The 15352-nt window shown below is 57.6% G+C and carries 16 protein-coding genes and 1 tRNA gene; 12 read left to right on the top strand and 5 right to left on the bottom strand.

Annotated features, from left to right (window positions below; translation table 11 throughout):
* The coding region (gene purC, locus ACIPIZ_RS08425; protein ID WP_401164943.1) for a phosphoribosylaminoimidazolesuccinocarboxamide synthase at nucleotides 1–626 on the top strand (626 nt) is incomplete at its 5' end.
* 83 nt (nucleotides 627–709) lie between these two features.
* Nucleotides 710–799: transfer RNA gene (locus ACIPIZ_RS08430), tRNA-Ser, on the top strand.
* A gap of 196 nt (nucleotides 800–995) precedes the next feature.
* Here the strand turns inward: ACIPIZ_RS08430 and ACIPIZ_RS08435 are convergent.
* Nucleotides 996–1202: a hypothetical protein gene (locus tag ACIPIZ_RS08435; protein WP_064388448.1), complete on the bottom strand. Its 207-nt coding sequence runs from the start codon at nucleotides 1200–1202 to the stop codon at nucleotides 996–998.
* A gap of 152 nt (nucleotides 1203–1354) precedes the next feature.
* Nucleotides 1355–1546, bottom strand: a complete 192-nt coding sequence (locus ACIPIZ_RS08440; protein WP_064388447.1) for a DUF1508 domain-containing protein — start codon at nucleotides 1544–1546, stop codon at nucleotides 1355–1357.
* Between the two features lie 278 nt (nucleotides 1547–1824).
* Between ACIPIZ_RS08440 and ACIPIZ_RS08445 the strand changes: the two genes are divergently transcribed.
* The 6 genes from ACIPIZ_RS08445 (at nucleotide 1825) to ACIPIZ_RS08470 (ending at nucleotide 7515) form a co-directional block, all read left to right on the top strand.
* On the top strand, nucleotides 1825–2790 hold the full coding sequence (locus ACIPIZ_RS08445) for a glycosyltransferase family 2 protein (protein ID WP_122662689.1): 966 nt from the start codon (nucleotides 1825–1827) through the stop codon (nucleotides 2788–2790).
* 3 nt (nucleotides 2791–2793) lie between these two features.
* Complete coding sequence (locus ACIPIZ_RS08450; RefSeq protein ID WP_064388444.1) at nucleotides 2794–3504, top strand: bifunctional 2-polyprenyl-6-hydroxyphenol methylase/3-demethylubiquinol 3-O-methyltransferase UbiG; 711 nt, start codon at nucleotides 2794–2796, stop codon at nucleotides 3502–3504.
* Complete coding sequence (locus ACIPIZ_RS08455) at nucleotides 3501–3887, top strand: GtrA family protein (RefSeq protein ID WP_064388443.1); 387 nt, start codon at nucleotides 3501–3503, stop codon at nucleotides 3885–3887. The genes ACIPIZ_RS08450 and ACIPIZ_RS08455 overlap by 4 nt, the downstream gene beginning before the upstream one ends.
* Nucleotides 3884–5992 carry a DUF6311 domain-containing protein gene (locus ACIPIZ_RS08460; RefSeq protein WP_401164946.1) on the top strand — a complete coding sequence of 703 codons (2109 nt, stop codon included), beginning with the start codon at nucleotides 3884–3886 and terminating at the stop codon, nucleotides 5990–5992. Before ACIPIZ_RS08455 ends, ACIPIZ_RS08460 begins: the two co-directional genes overlap by 4 nt.
* 72 nt (nucleotides 5993–6064) lie before the next feature.
* Nucleotides 6065–6985, top strand: coding sequence for a LysR substrate-binding domain-containing protein (locus ACIPIZ_RS08465; RefSeq protein WP_105708463.1), 921 nt, complete (start codon nucleotides 6065–6067; stop codon nucleotides 6983–6985).
* 164 nt (nucleotides 6986–7149) lie between these two features.
* Nucleotides 7150–7515: a 5-carboxymethyl-2-hydroxymuconate Delta-isomerase gene (locus tag ACIPIZ_RS08470; protein WP_105708465.1), complete on the top strand. Its 366-nt coding sequence runs from the start codon at nucleotides 7150–7152 to the stop codon at nucleotides 7513–7515.
* A 3-nt stretch (nucleotides 7516–7518) separates the two neighbouring features.
* Here the strand turns inward: ACIPIZ_RS08470 and ACIPIZ_RS08475 are convergent, their stop codons facing one another.
* Nucleotides 7519–8454: a LysR family transcriptional regulator gene (locus ACIPIZ_RS08475; protein ID WP_064388435.1), complete on the bottom strand. Its 936-nt coding sequence runs from the start codon at nucleotides 8452–8454 to the stop codon at nucleotides 7519–7521.
* Between the two features lie 185 nt (nucleotides 8455–8639).
* Nucleotides 8640–9824 (bottom strand): CynX/NimT family MFS transporter, encoded by a 1185-nt coding sequence (locus tag ACIPIZ_RS08480; RefSeq protein ID WP_401164949.1) that lies wholly within the window; start codon nucleotides 9822–9824, stop codon nucleotides 8640–8642.
* Between the two features lie 406 nt (nucleotides 9825–10230).
* On the opposite strand from ACIPIZ_RS08480, the gene ACIPIZ_RS08485 reads away from it, so the two are divergent.
* From ACIPIZ_RS08485 to ACIPIZ_RS08500, 4 genes are all read left to right on the top strand, one after another.
* Nucleotides 10231–11880: a phosphoethanolamine transferase gene (locus tag ACIPIZ_RS08485; RefSeq protein WP_064388430.1), complete on the top strand. Its 1650-nt coding sequence runs from the start codon at nucleotides 10231–10233 to the stop codon at nucleotides 11878–11880.
* Nucleotides 11881–12034: 154 nt separating this feature from the next.
* Nucleotides 12035–13168 carry a ribonuclease D gene (gene rnd / locus ACIPIZ_RS08490; RefSeq protein ID WP_064388429.1) on the top strand — a complete coding sequence of 378 codons (1134 nt, stop codon included), beginning with the start codon at nucleotides 12035–12037 and terminating at the stop codon, nucleotides 13166–13168.
* Complete coding sequence (locus ACIPIZ_RS08495) at nucleotides 13165–13458, top strand: YcgL domain-containing protein (RefSeq protein ID WP_007911350.1); 294 nt, start codon at nucleotides 13165–13167, stop codon at nucleotides 13456–13458. The genes rnd and ACIPIZ_RS08495 overlap by 4 nt, the downstream gene beginning before the upstream one ends.
* Nucleotides 13459–13563: 105 nt before the next feature.
* Nucleotides 13564–14496, top strand: a complete 933-nt coding sequence (locus ACIPIZ_RS08500) for a D-2-hydroxyacid dehydrogenase (protein ID WP_064388427.1) — start codon at nucleotides 13564–13566, stop codon at nucleotides 14494–14496.
* A 123-nt stretch (nucleotides 14497–14619) separates the two neighbouring features.
* On the opposite strand, the gene ACIPIZ_RS08505 is transcribed toward ACIPIZ_RS08500, so the two are convergent.
* Nucleotides 14620–15213, bottom strand: coding sequence for a nitroreductase family protein (locus ACIPIZ_RS08505; protein WP_105708473.1), 594 nt, complete (start codon nucleotides 15211–15213; stop codon nucleotides 14620–14622).
* Nucleotides 15214–15352: the final 139 nt, after the last annotated feature.

Here is a 15352-nt window from a genome sequence, read left to right on the forward strand (position 1 = left end):
ACGACACCTCGGCGTACGACGGCAAGCGCATCGAGCAGCTCGACCGCAAAGGCATGGTCAACAACAAGTTCAACGCCTTCATCATGCAGAAACTCGAAGCGGCCGGCGTACCGACCCAATTCGACAAACTGCTGGCCGACAACGAAGTCCTGGTCAAGAAGCTCGACATGATCCCGGTCGAGTGCGTCGTGCGTAACTACGCCGCCGGTAGCCTGGTCAAGCGTCTGGGCGTCGAAGAAGGTCTGAAGCTCAACCCCTACACCTTCGAGCTGTTCCTGAAAGACGACGCCAAGGGCGACCCGTTCATCAACGAATCCCACGTCGTGGCATTCGGTTGGGGCACCGCCGAGCAACTGGTTCGCATGAAAGAACTGTCGCTCAAGGTCAACGAAGTCCTGACCAAGCTGTTCGACGATGCTGGCTTGCTGCTGGTCGACTTCAAGCTTGAATTCGGCGTGTTCAGCGACGGTTCCATCGTCCTCGGCGACGAGTTCAGCCCGGACGGCTGCCGTCTGTGGGACAAGGACACCAAGAAGAAGATGGACAAAGACCGCTTCCGCCAGGGCCTCGGTGACGTTATCGAAGCCTACGAAGAAGTCGCCAATCGTCTGGGCGTACCGCTTTAATCGACGCAAGCATCTGATAGCACGGAGAAATTTTCGAAAGAGGGTTTGCTTTCGGTAAAAGTGTTGTTATGATGCGCGCCGTTGGAGAGATGCCAGAGTGGCCGAATGGGACGGATTCGAAATCCGTTGTACCTTCACCGGTACCTAGGGTTCGAATCCCTATCTCTCCGCCATTACATAGAAAAAGCCCCGTAGATGAAAATCTACGGGGCTTTTTCGTTTCTGGGATTTCATGAGTTTTTAGAGTTCGAAAGGCATGTGCCAGCCAGCCATCTCGATCCTGACCTGACACAAGCAAAAGCCCCACGGGCCTTTAGCCGTGGGGCTTCTTCATTTGCGCAAGGCTACATCACCCCGCGCCCTAGCCATTCACGGCTGCGAGTGCCCCAACTTCAGTTTGATCAATTCATACACATCCTTATGTGTCGAGTCATGCAGCGACTTGTCCATGCAAGCGGTAGCCAGGAAGTTTTTCACTTCGTCCTTGGCGTGCGGGTAGAGGCTGGCGACATAATCAGCTTCGTGTTCTTGCGTGCAGTTGAAGTGCTTGTCGTCTTTCGCTTTGTCTCTCGCCATTTCTGTGGCTCCTTTTTAGTTCAATTGATGCGGCGAAACAGGGCTGAATCACCCCATACGTCGATGAGCGTAGGCGCGCAGAAATGGCTCGTCAGTCGTTCGCTGAAAAAAGGACGCGGCTGTAGGACGCAGCTCCGCATCGGCTCACGCGATTAAATTTCCTTCACCGGGGTATCGCCGTGCACGGCTCTGATCAACTCGATCACATGCATGCAATCCGCCTTGTTCACATATGACTCGCCACTGGCGATGGTCTCGTGATTGCCCGCGCGCAGCCTCCATCGCCATTGCCCCTTGCCAGTGCTGGGGGTGCCTCTGGATTGCCTGTAAATCTCGAAATACATTCAGTTCGCTCCATGCGATTTATTAGTGCGACCGCCTGTTTGGCGCATCGACGCAAGCCTAGCGCAGGCGGTTTTTTTGGCTATCGGACATTTGTATCCAATCGTTGGCAATTGTTTCCGAGAGCCGCGAGCTAGAGCGCAGCAATAGGCCTCTGGATTGGCCAATATGACGCCGCCTGACGCTTGCAACACCGGCGACGCTACTGCTTAATACGGGACGGCTCATGGCATCGGAAATAGTTCGATGACCGAACAAACACTATAAAAAGAGCACTCCTTTGACTGAGCACGGAACGCAACAGGCCGGGCAGGTGACGTTATCGCTGGTGGTCCCCGTTTTTAACGAAGAAGACAGCCTGAAAACGTTTCTGCTGCGCATCGATGAAGTCTTTCGAAAGCAGACGCTGATCGGTCTTGAGCTGGTATTCGTCAACGACGGCAGCACCGATGCCACGCTTGAGCTTTTGCTTGAGCATCAGCAGCAGGATGCGCGCCTGCGTATCGTCGATCTGAGCCGCAATTTCGGTAAAGAGGCGGCGCTCTCCGCCGGTTTGCAGATGGCGACCGGGCAGATCGTCGTGCCGATCGATGCGGATCTGCAGGATCCGCCGGAAGTCATCCTGCAGATGATCGACCGCTGGCGCGAAGGCTATGAAGTCGTACTCGGCCACCGCGTCAGCCGCCGCAGCGACACCTGGGCCAAACAGAAGTCCGCCCACTGGTTCTATCGCCTGCACAACAGAATTGCCGAACAGCCTCTGCCGGAAAATGTCGGCGACTTCCGCCTGATGGATCGCTGCGTGGTCGATGCGTTGCTGACCTTGCCCGAATCCCGGCGCTTCATGAAAGGCCTGTTTGCCTGGGTCGGCTTTCGCACCACTCATGTCGATTACGAGCGCCCCGAGCGCGTGGCCGGGCAGAGCAAATTCAACGGCTGGCGGCTGTGGAACTTCGCTTTGGAAGGCATCACCAGTTTCAGTACTGAACCGCTGCGAGTCTGGACGTATGTGGGCGCGCTGGTCTCGCTGGTGTCGTTTGCCTTTGCGATTTTCATTGTCGTGCGCACGTTGGTCTCGGGCATCGATTTGCCCGGTTACGCCTCACTGATGGTCGCCGTGACGTTTCTCGGAGGTTTGCAATTGATCGGCATTGGCGTGCTCGGTGAATATCTGGGCCGTACTTACATTGAAGCGAAACGCCGACCGGTTTTTCTGGTACGTCGCGTCTACGACCCGAAGGACTGAAACATGGATCTCAAGGAAACCGACATCCTCGGCGACAGCATCAACGAGCATTGGTATTACTGCTCCAAAGCGGCGGCAACCACGCGTCTGCTGGGGAGTGTGCCGATCAGGCGAATTCTCGACGTGGGTGCCGGCTCCGGGTTTTTCTCCCACCATCTGCTGACTCATACCGACGCGCAGGAGGCATGGTGCGTCGATATCAGCTATCCGGCCGATTCAAGCGCGACAACCGCTGGCAAACCGGTGCACTACCGCCGCGGGATAGAAACAATAGATGCCGATCTGGTGCTGCTGATGGACGTGCTGGAGCATGTTGACGATGACCGCGGCCTACTCAAGATGTACGTCGATAAAGTGCCTTCCGGCAGCCGTTTTCTGATGACGGTGCCGGCGTTCCAGTTCCTCTGGAGCGGGCATGACGACTTCCTTGAACACAAGCGCCGCTACACCTTGGCGCAATTCGAAACACTGGCCCGCGCTGCCGGTCTGACGGTGCAACGCGGCGCTTATTATTTTGGTGCGGTGTTCCCGATCGCAGCGGCGTTACGGTTGTTGCCACAGGGCTCGCAAACGCAGGCGCCGCGCTCGCAACTCAAGCGTCATCACCCGCTGGTGAACCGCACACTGAAAACCTTGTGCCGCCTTGAACTGCCGTTGATGGGCAGGAACCGTCTGGCCGGTTTGAGTGTGTTCGTGCTGGCGCAAAAACCGTGACCTCAACCGAAAAATCAGTGCTGATCCAGCGCGGTTTGCGCTTTGCCGTGACCGGTTTGTTCGTCACGGCTTTGCACGCGCTGGTCGCGGTGCTGTTCATCAACTTCATCAGTCCGCAGCCACCGATTGCCAACGGCGTGGCGTTCGCCGTGGCGACCGTCGTGTCCTATCTGATCAATACCACCTGGAGTTTCTCGGCTCGGTTGCATGGCAAAACCTTGCTGCGTTTTCTGCTGGTGTCGACGTGCGGCTTTCTATTGGCAATGTTTGTTGCCTGGGCGGCGCAGATGGCCGGATTGAATTACCTGTTGGGGATTGTCGCGGTGGCACTGACTATCCCGGCCTTCACCTTTGTCTTGCATAATTTCTGGACGTATCGATGAAGGATTTCACAAGGCGCCTGGCTGTCACTCTTTTGCCGTTGATGATCGGCGTATTGGCTTTCTTTATCGTCGTTGGCCCTCGAGCGCTCGACCCGCAGAACATTGCCTGGCTGGGGCAGGGCGATCCGGCGACGCACTATCTGGGATGGGCGTTTTTCCGTCAGGCGCCGTGGACGTTTCCGGTCGGCCTGAACCCGACATACGGACTTGAACTGAGCAACGGCCTGATCTTTTCCGACTCCAATCCGCTGCTGGCATTGTTGTTCAAGCCACTTGCTGCGTTGCTTCCGCAGACATTTCAGTATTTCGGAATCTGGTTCCTCGCCTGTTTTGTCCTGCAAGCGTGGTTTGGCTGGAAATTATTGGGGCTTATCACCTCCAACGTCGCTTTGCGGGCATTGGGTTGTGCACTTTTCCTGTTTGCTCCGCCGATGATCATCCGCATGCCGACACATTTGTCGCTGGCCGGACACTTCCTGATTCTGGCCGCCTTATACCTGGCCTTGCGCCCTGAGGACCAGCGGCGACGGTTGGCCTGGGGGGCTTTGCTGGCGTGCACCGCGTTGATTCATGCGTATTTCCTGGCCATGGTCGCGCTGCTTTGGCTGGCCGATCTGATCACCCGTCATTTCAAAGCCAGAATCAGCTTGCGCGAAGCAGGCGGTGAACTGATTTTGTTGTTTGCTCTGGTGAGTTTTTGCTGCTGGCAAGCGGGGTATTTTTCCGTCAATGGTTCCGATGCGATCTCCGACGGATTCGGCTTGTACCGAGCCAATGTGTTGACACTGTTCAGCCCCAATCATTGGTCATACATCCTCAAGGATCTACCCGGCGGTCTGGGGGATACGGAAGGGTTCAGTTATCTCGGACTGGGGCTGTTATTGCTGGCCGTCTGTGGGTGGGTCGGGTGGCTGCAGGGGCAAACCGGGTTGGAGCGGTCATTGCGTCGACACTGGCTACTGCTGATCGCGCTTGCCGGGCTGACGGTATTCGCGGTTTCCAACAACATTGCCTTTGCTGGCGCGAATTTCAGCTATCCCTTACCGGAAAAGATAATAGCCATCGCCAATATCTTTCGAGCCTCGGGACGGATGTTCTGGCCGGTTTATTATGCGTTCATTCTGTTGATCATTTTTCTGGTGGTACGCGCCAATAAACCGCGTGTGGCAACCTTGCTGATGGCTGTGGCGCTGACGGTTCAAGTCGCGGATACGCACAGCGGCTGGTCTTTGGTGCGCAAGCAGTTGATGGTCGAGTCAAGCACCCAATGGAAGACACCTTTTGTCGACCCGTTCTGGAAAAATGCTGCGGCGCATTATCAGAAGATCCGTTGGATCCTTCCTCAGAACCTGTCACCGGAGTGGATGAATGTCGCCGCATTCGCTGCAACACATGGGCTGGCGACCGATGCTGTCTATCTGGGACGGATGGGCAAGGATCAGTGGGAGATTGCTGATGAGCACAGCCGCACGATGTTGGCTTCGGGTCAATATGATGCGGATTCGTTGTACCTGCTCGGTGATCGGGCGTTGCTGCAGGCGGTTTCGACCGTCAATACCGAAGCGGATCTGTTCACCCGTATCGACGGATTCACAGTGCTGGCGCCGGGCTGGAAAAATTGCCGTGAATGCGTTCAGGTGCCCGTCGACCAGACGCCACAAAAGCTGGTGCCTGAGTTCGTCTCTGGAGAAACAGCGCAGTTCAGCTATGGCGCTGTGGGCAAGGACTATCTCGCGCGAGGCTGGTCGGATGCTGAAACCTGGGGCGTCTGGTCCAGCGGTGCCGAAGCGGAAATGGCCATGCGAGTGAACGATTCGGCCCGCACCCTGCATCTTGAGACCACGGCGTTCCTGGCGCCGGGGCATTTGCGTCAGCGCGTGGTGATCAAGCTCAACGGCATCGAAGCGCTGGCGACCACTCTGGACAAGCCGGAAGGTAACAGCCTTGAATTGCAGCTCACTCCGGCTGTCCGCCAACGCATCACGCAAGAGGGTTTGCTGCGTGTGCAACTGCAGTTCGCCGATGCGATCAGCCCTGAGCAGTTGGGCGTCGGCCAGGATCGCCGGCAACTCGCGATCGGCCTGAAGGCAATGTCGATCAACTGAGCCGTGTCCGCATAGACGTTGTCGGCGGACCTTTCTACACTGCCCTTCAGTCAGGGGATCGGGGGGCAATGGATGAACCGCAATGAACTACGCAAGGCCGACATCAACCTGATGGTGGTGTTCGAGACCTTGATGCTAGAGCGCAACGTGACCCGGGCGGCGGAGAAGTTGTTTCTCGGCCAGCCGACCATCAGTTCGGCGCTCAACCGCTTGCGCACGATGCTCAACGATCCGCTGTTCATCCGCGTCGGCCATCGCATGGAGCCGACCGCCCGGGCCGAAGATATCTTCCGCCACCTCAAACCCGCGCTGGACTCGCTGTCAGTGGCGCTGAGCCTGACCCGCGATTTCGATCCAGCCGTCAGCACCATGACTTTTCGCATCGGTCTGTCCGATGACGTCGAGTTCGGCTTGCTGCCGCCGCTGTTGCGCGCCTTGCGCCAGGAAGCGCCAAACGTGGTGTTTGTGGTGCAGCATGTCGATTACTGGCGGATTCCCGATTTGCTCGCCGCTGGTGACATTACTGTCGGCATCAGCCAGACCCGTGGCCTGCCGGCCAATGCCAAACGCAAACTGCTGCGGCACATTCAGCCGAGCATCCTGCGTGCGGATGCGTCCGATACACCGTTGACCCTTGATGAATATTGCGCACGGCCACACGTGCTGGTTTCGCACACGGCGAATGTCAGCGGTTTCGCTGACGAGTGGCTGGCGGAGTTGGGGCGCACGCGCCAGGTGGTGCTGTCGGTGCCGCAGTACAGTGCGTTGCCGGCGTTGCTGGCCGGCACCGACCTGATCGCCAGCCTGCCGGATTACACCGCAGCGGCCATGGCGACTTCCGGGTTGCTGTTCAAGGAACCGTTTCCGTTCAAGACGCCGACGCTGGACTTGTCGATGGTCTGGCTCAGTCATGTCGATAGCGATCCGGCCGAGCGTTGGTTGCGCTCAAGGCTGGAGCAGTTCATGAGCGAACGACCGGTGACCCCGTCCTGATCAACACCCCCTGTAGGAGCTGCGGCACGCTGCGATCTTTTGATCTTTGAATCTCAAGATCAAAAGATCGCAGCCTCGTTTCACTCGACAGCTTCTACGGGGATATGCGCTGAGCCGCTTGTGGTATATGTACGAACTTTCCGCTGACTGACTGGAGCCTCCCGATGCCACACCTGCACATGGAATACACCGCCAACCTGCCGCAGTTGAACGCCGATGTTGCGTTGATCCGGCTCAACAATACATTGGTGGGATCCGGTCAGTTTGCAGCGGAGTTCGATATCAAAAGCCGTGCAGTCAAGGTCGAGACCTTCAAGGTTGGCACCGCCATGAGCGAACGCGCCTTCATTTACGTGAAGCTGGCGCTGCTCAGCGGGCGTTCGCCGGAGATCAAGAAGCAGCTGTCGCAAAGCTTGCTGGCGGTGTTGCAGGATCTGTGCGAGTGGCCGGCCGGGGTGGAAGTGCAGTTGTGTGTCGAATTGGTCGACATTGATCGCGAGTCCTACAGCAAAGCCGCTATCAGCGTGTAGGACTCAGGCGTCTTGCAGTTCGCTGCACACCTTGATCACTTGCTCGCGCAGCCAGACGTTGGCGCTGTCCTGATCGGCGTTCTGGCTCCATTGCATGTCGAGTGTGAACCCCGGCAAGCCGTTCGGCGCCTCACAATGGTTAAACACCGCTTCGTTGGTCAGTAGACGCTGGATGCGCCGGGGGAGGGTGAGGATGAAGTCGGTGCCGGTGATCATTTTCAACGCCGCGCTGTAGCTGTTCGAACGCGCGACGATCTGGCGCTTCTGCGCCTGTCGCGCCAACCAGCCATCGACCATGTTGGTGGTCGATGTCCACGGCGTCGGGAACACATGTCGGCGTTCGGTGAACGCCTGCAGGCTCAGGCGCGGCTCCAGTGGGGTGGCGCGCTTGTCGAACACACAGACCAGATCGTCCTCAAGCAGCATGCGTGACTTGAGATCGGTGTGATTGCGATGGAAGTTCGGCCCGAAGCTGATCACCAGATCAAGGCTGCCATCGCGCAACTCGTCGGCCGGCACGTCGGTTTCAAACTTGTGCATGTTGACCATCACCGGCAAATCGTCGAAGTCGAAACGTTTCAACAGACGCGGCAAGATCAATTGCTCGAAGTATTCCGGTGCACAGATATTGAACGTGACAGCTTGTAGCGTCGGATCGAAGGCCGGCGCGCCGGCGTGGCACAGGTTGATGCTCTCGAGGATCTTCTGAACATGGCCATACATGCTGCTGGCCTTGTAGGTGGGGCGCATGCCTGTACGCGTATTGATGAACAACTCGTCTTCAAAACTGGTGCGCAGTTTCTTCAGGCAGTAACTGACGGTCGACTGGCTGACAAATAGCGTTTCCGACACATCGGTGACGCTGCTTTGTTCATACACGGCGATAAACACCATGAGATCCTGCATGTCGAGCTTTCGTAGCAAGTTACTGTTCAGCATCCGTTCTGTCTCGCTGTGCTCCTTGCGCCGAATCCGCGCAAACGTGTGCGAATGATCCTAACGGAACGATGGTGCCAGGACAAAGCCCTGTAGGACATTTCACGGACAGTTGTGGGACAGAAAGTTTTAGCAACACGACGTCTGCCTTCAAAGCGCTAAAACATGGCCAGAAGCCTCCAGTCAGATCAGCCAAAGTGTCGCGCGTAATGTCGGGGATCGAAGCGCCTCACCATCAGTAGCATGATCACCATCACCGCCGTCAGCGACCACCACGCCCATTCGAAACTGCCCAGTTGGTCGCGAACAATCCCGGCCATCAACGGCGAGAGGCCGGCAATCATATAGCCGATGCCTTGCACGAAAGCCGTCAGGCCCCCGGCACGCTGCGGGTTATCGAGATGATCGAGCGAGACGATCAGGCTCATTGGAAACAGCCCGCCAATGCCTAGACCCAACAAGCATGGCCAGAAGAGGCTGAGGTGTTGCGGGCTCAGAATCAGCCCACAGAAACCGGCGATGATCAGGCCGAGTAGCACCGTCAGTACGGAGCGCCGGTCGCGGCTGCGATTGGCGATGGCGGGCACCACCAGACCGGAAATCACCTCCATGGCAGTCAGAAATCCTAACAACAGCCCGGCGCTTTGTTCGCTCCAGCCTTTTTCCACGTAGTACGGCGCGAGCCAGGCGAGCACACAGGTGTAGGACGCCGTGCCCAATCCGAAGAAGATCGCGAGTAACCAGGCGCGGGAATTGTTGTAGAACGAATCTTTTCTTGTCGTTGTTGCGGCAGTTGCTGACAGACTGCGGCGTTGCGACCACCAGAACACCAGCGCAAGCGACGCGAGCACCGCCCAGATGGCCAGACCGCTGCGCCAATTTCCGGTTACCCCCATCACCAACGGAGCGAACGACGCGGCAAGCGCTGCGCCGCCCATGATCGACGTGACATACAGCCCCATGCACACCGCCATGTGATTCGGGAAACGCGATTTGATCAGCGCCGGCATCAACGCCTGAATCAGCGCGATGCCTATTCCGGCCAGCACCGCGCTGACAATCAGCTCGGCAGCAGAGTCGATGAACAGCCGCGATAACGTCGCCAATCCAATGATCAGCAGCGACAGCAGGACGGTTCTATGCTCGCCCAGTCGCCGAGTGATAGCGATGCCGTAAAACATCGCCAGTCCCATTGCCATCAGCGGCAGCATCGTCAGCAGTGAAGCGAGGCTGAAACTCAAGGGGATATCGTCGCGAATCGCCGACAGCAGCGGCCCGACTGCCGCCATCGAAGGGCGCAGGTTGAGTGCGACTAGAACGATGACAAGCATCAGCCAGACGGCAGGGCGGGCGGTGGCGCGGGAGTTTTCCATCTTCAGACCTTTGAGTGGGGCTGGAGATTAGGCGCGGATCTGCATGTGGCGGGCAAACCGGAAAATCCAGAGCAGTATTTAAAAACTCGATAACCCAACAAGACACCTGTGGGAGCGAGCCTGCTCGCGAAAGCGGCGTATCAGCCACCGCAAATATCGACTGACCTGACGCTTTCGCGAGCAGGCTCGCTCCCACAGAGGAAATTTTCTGAATAAAAGCTGAACCATTCTCAAATACTTCCAAAGTTTCACGGAGTTCCCGCAAGCCAACTAATCGTTGGCGTCTTTTTCACAAAAAATTGATGATTGCCTGCCTAAAGTTTGTCATGCCTTAGTTAATGATTTTTTCACAAACGAAATTTTCATAATTACCCAAGGTTGTTCTCTTCAGGAATTGCCCTTCTCTATGTTGAAGTTAAAAGCCGTGCGCCCGGAATGGGTGACGTTGATTGCCAGTGCCTTTCTTTTGACCGGCTTCAATGCCGTGCTCTGGCAGCACCTGTTTGACATCACCGCAGCCGATGGCAACGGCGTCGCCATGCGCGTGGCTTTTGGGGTGATGATCTTCGCGGCTTTTAACATCGTGCTGACGTTTCTGGCGTTCCGTCCGCTGCTTAAACCGGTCTTGATGCTGATATTCATGATCAGCGCCGGCGTGGCTTACTTCATGAGCCAATATGGCGTGATGATTGATGCGGGCATGTTTCGTAACTTTGCCGAAACCAATGCGACGGAAGTCCGCGATCTGCTGTCTTTAAAGTTGTTTGCTTATATTTTATTGTTAGGTGTTTTGCCGTCGTTGTTGCTTTGGAAGATGCCGGTCAACTACCGTCGCTGGCACCGCGAGTTGTTCAGTAAAGTTATCGTGAGTGTGGCGTCGGCAGCGGTGATGGGTGGCGTGGCATTGGCTAACTATCAGGGCCTGTCTTCATTGTTTCGCAATCACCACGAAATTCGTTTGATGTTGGTGCCGAGCAATTACATCGGCGCCTCGGTCGGTTATCTGCGTGAGCAGGTGGTCTCGGCGCAGCAACCCTTCGTCAAGATCGGTGAAGACGCACAGCGCAATGCCGCTGTGAAACTTCAGCCGCGCAAATCCCTGACTGTATTGGTGGTGGGCGAAAGTGCCCGTGCCGAGAACTTCGGCATCCTCGGTTACGACCGCGATACCACGCCCAAACTCGACAAGGAAGCCGGGCTGATTGCCTTTACCGATGTGCACTCCTGCGGCACTGAAACGGCCGTATCGGTGCCGTGCATGTTTTCCAACATGGGCCGCAAGGATTACGACGCCAGCAAGGCGAAGAACGAAGAAGGCCTGCTGGATGTGCTCAAACGTGCGGGTATTGACGTGATCTGGCGTGACAACCAGTCCGGCTGTAAAGGCACCTGTGATCGTGTGACGGTTCAGGATGTCAGCAACTTGAAGGATCCGACACTGTGTGCCAACAGCGAATGCCGCGACGAGATCCTCTTGCAGGGCCTGCAAAGCTTTATCGATCACCTGGACAAGGACACCGTTCTGGTTCTGCACCAGATGGGCAGTCACGGCCCGGAATACTTCAAGCGCTATCCCAAGGAGTACGAGCACTTCACGCCGGTTTGTGAAAGTAATGCACTGAACAATTGCAGCCGCGAAAGTATCGTCAACGGTTACGACAACACGCTGGTCTATACCGACCAAGTGCTGTCGAGCCTGATCGATGTCTTGCGCAGCAATCAGGACAAAGTCGATACCGCCATGCTGTATCTGTCGGATCACGGCGAATCGCTGGGTGAGTACAACCTGTTCCTGCATGGCACGCCTTATATGCTGGCGCCGGAGCAACAGAAACACGTAGCGATGCTGGCATGGTTCTCTGACAACTATCAAAAGGCTTACTCAGTCGATACCCATTGCCTGCAAATGAGTCGCGACAAGCCGCTGAGTCAGGACAACCTGTTCCACTCGATGCTCGGTCTGCTGGAAGTGAAGAGCTCGGTGTATCAGCCGGGTCTGGACATGTTCGCCGGCTGCCGTGGCGCCGTGATCGACGGCGTCCTGGCCAAAGACTGACCGTCACCCTCATACAGAGACGGGCACATCTGTTTGCTTTGTCAGACTATTCTTGCCAATTGGCAGGACATTTCGTTACAGCTCTTGCCCTTCGCAGGCGCGTAAATCGCCAACGGCGATATATACTGCGCGCCATTCTTCAAGGGAGAGCCGTGTGGCCATCGATATTCACTGGATTCGCGACAACGATAGCCTCGCGCAGTTTTGCGCCGAGTGGCAGCAGTTGCCTTTCGTTGCCCTCGACACCGAATTCATGCGGGTCGACACCTTCTACCCGATTGCCGGCCTGCTGCAGGTCGGCGACGGCAAACGCGCTTACCTGATCGATCCGCTGACCATCAACGCCTGGCAGCCATTGGCCGCGTTGCTGGAAAACCCGGCGGTGCTCAAAGTCCTGCACGCCTGCAGCGAAGACCTCGAAGTGCTGTTGCGCCTGACCGGCAGCTTGCCGGCGCCGCTGTTTGATACGCAACTGGCCGCCGCCTATCTCAACCTCGGTTTTTCGATGGGTTATTCACGGCTGGTACAAAATGTACTCGGCATCGAACTGCCGAAAGGCGAAACCCGTTCCGACTGGTTGCAGCGGCCGTTGTCCGAGACGCAAATCAGCTACGCCGCTGAAGATGCCGTGCATCTGGCGGAAGTTTTCGTACAACTGCGTCCGAAACTGTCCGACGACAAATTTGCCTGGGTGCTGGAGGACGGCGCCGAACTGGTCGCCAACCTGCGCCGCGAAACCGATCCGTACGAGGTTTACCGCGAGGCCAAACTGGCGTGGAAACTCTCTCGTGCGCAACTCGCCGTCCTGCGTGAACTGTGCGCCTGGCGTGAAACCGAAGCACGCGCCCGTGATCTGCCGCGCAACCGTATCGTCCGCGAACATTCGCTGTGGCCGTTGGCGCGCACGCAACCGGACAACATTGCTGCACTGGGCAAAATCGAAGACATGCACCCGCGTACCGTGCGTCAGGACGGCCAGTTTCTGCTTGATCTGATCAAGCGCTCTGGCAGTGTGGGGCCTGATCAATGGCCGCCTGCCGTGCCGGAGCCATTGCCGATCGAAGCCGCTGCGTTGATCAAACAACTGCGCGCCCTCGGTCAGGCCGAAGCTGAGCGACTCGACATCGCGCCGGAGCTGATGCTGCGCAAGAAAACCCTCGAAGCCCTGGTCAAAAGCGGCTACCCCGAGGGTCCTTACCAATTGCCTGAGTCGTTGCGTGGCTGGCGCCGCGAACTCATGGGTCAGAAGCTGCTCGACAGCCTGGCCACCGCCGGAGAACAGCCTTGAAACGTATTTGCTCCATCTACCAAAGCTCCAAGCGCAGCGGCATGTACCTTTACGTGCTCAAAAGTGACGCGCTGGAACGTGTGCCGGAAGCGCTGATGCTGGCCTTCGGCAAACCGAAACATTCGTTCGATCTGGTGCTTTCGCCCGAGCGCAAACTGGCCAGCGAAGACATCGTCGTGGTCCTCGAAAACCTCGACAAGCAGGGTTATCACCTGCAAATGCCGCCCGCCGAGGACGAGTACATCGAACACTTGCCCGAAGAGTTGCTGCGACGCAACGATCCGGTCTGATCTGCAAGGCCCTGTTCTGGGCCTTGGTTAACCCTGGAACTGTTTTTACCGCGATGGCCGCCCTGAATCCGGTGGCCGTCTGCACGGTTTGCGAAAGGTTTGAAGATGCGCGTTCTGATTGCTGAACACGACCACGCGATATACGCCCGACTGCTGCGTCAGGCAGTGCCGGAACTCGAAGTGCTGACCAGTGGCGACTCTGCCGAACTGGCCCGTCAGGCGGCCGACTGCCCAGTGTGGCTGGGGCAGCCGGATCTACTGGCGACCCTGCTGCGTCAGGGCCATCAACCGCAATGGCTGCAGTCGACCTGGGCCGGCATCACGCCGCTGCTCGCCGATGGCTTGCGCCGTGATTATCGCTTGACCCGGGCGGTGGGGATTTTTGGTCAGGTCATGGCTGAATACGTCCTCACTTACATCCTTGGCCATGAGCGCGAAGTACTGGCGCGGCTGGTCAGTCAGGTCGAGCGTAAATGGGACAACCGCAGCGGCCAGAGTCTGGTCGGGCGCAAAGTGCTGATCGTCGGTACGGGCGACATCGGCCAGAGCGTGGCGCAATTCCTGCGACCGTTCGGCGTTGAGCTGTACGGCATCGCCAGCAGTGCCCGCGAGCAGGCGCCGTTTGTCGAGGTCGGTTCGATGGCGGATCTGCCACGACTGGTCGGCGAGGTAGATTACGTGGTCAATCTGCTGCCGAACACCGAGCACACCCACGATATCTACGACGCAGCGCTGTTCAAGCAATTCAAACCGACCGGGTTGTTCATCAATGCCGGGCGCGGTGTCGCGGTGGTCGATGCGGATCTGGTAGACGCGCTGAAAGAAGGGCATCTGGCCGGCGCGGTGATCGATGTCTGCCGTCAGGAACCACTGCCGCAACGGCATCCGTTCTGGACGGCGTGGGGCTTGCTGCTGACCGGGCACAGCTCGGCGCCGACGTCACCGGCGTTGATGGTGCAGCTGTTTGTCGAGAACCTGAAGGCGTATCAGGCGGGTGAAGCGTTGCGCGGGGAAGTGGATTTCAATCGCGGCTACTGACACGGCGGTAAAAAATGTAGGAGTGAGCCTGCTCGCGATAGCGGTGTATCAGACAGCATTAATGTTGACTGACACGGCCTCATCGCGAGCAGGCTCACTCCTACAGTGGTTTTGCGCTGTGGCTCAGAGGGTGAAGTCGCCTTCGGCCGCCAGCTCGTTCAGCGGACGGCGCGGGCTCGGCTCTTCACGGGCTTGCAGGTATTCAGCCAGCGTTGCCTTGTCGCCCAGTTTGCCAACGGCCACGGCAGCATGCAGCGCATAACCTTCTGGAATGTTCAGCTCCTTGCGGGTCAGTTCCTGATCGAAACCAGCCATGCCGTGAGTGTGCCAGCCGCTGATGCTCGCCTGCAGCGCCAGATGGCCCCATGCCGAACCGGTATCAAACGTGTGCCACAGCGCTGGAGTTTCTTCGCTGGCACCCGGTGCGGTGAAGGTGGTTTTCGAAATCACGATCACCAGCGCCGACGCATGCTGCGCCCAGCTGCGGTTGAATTCATTGAGCAGACCCAGGTAACGCTGCCAGTTCGGCGTATCGCGACGCGCATAAAGGAAACGCCATGGCTGCGAGTTGTACGCCGACGGTGCCCAGCGTGCGGCTTCGAAGAAACTCAGCAAGGTTTCTTCGGCGATCGCTTCACCGGTGAAGGCGCGTGGTGACCAGCGGTCGGTGAATTGCGGGTGAATGGCGTAATCGGCAACGCGAGGGTTGGCACTCATCGAGAGATTCCTTGCTAAGTTTGAGTCATGAATTCGAGGCAAAACCCTACTTGGCGGCGATTGGGCTGACAAGTGCGATTTACCGGCAGTCGCCAACGCTTGGCCCACAAGGCCTTGGGCACTAGACTGGCGGCCTTTT

Source organism: Pseudomonas sp. NPDC087690 (assembly GCF_044743175.1).
Lineage (GTDB): Bacteria > Pseudomonadota > Gammaproteobacteria > Pseudomonadales > Pseudomonadaceae > Aquipseudomonas.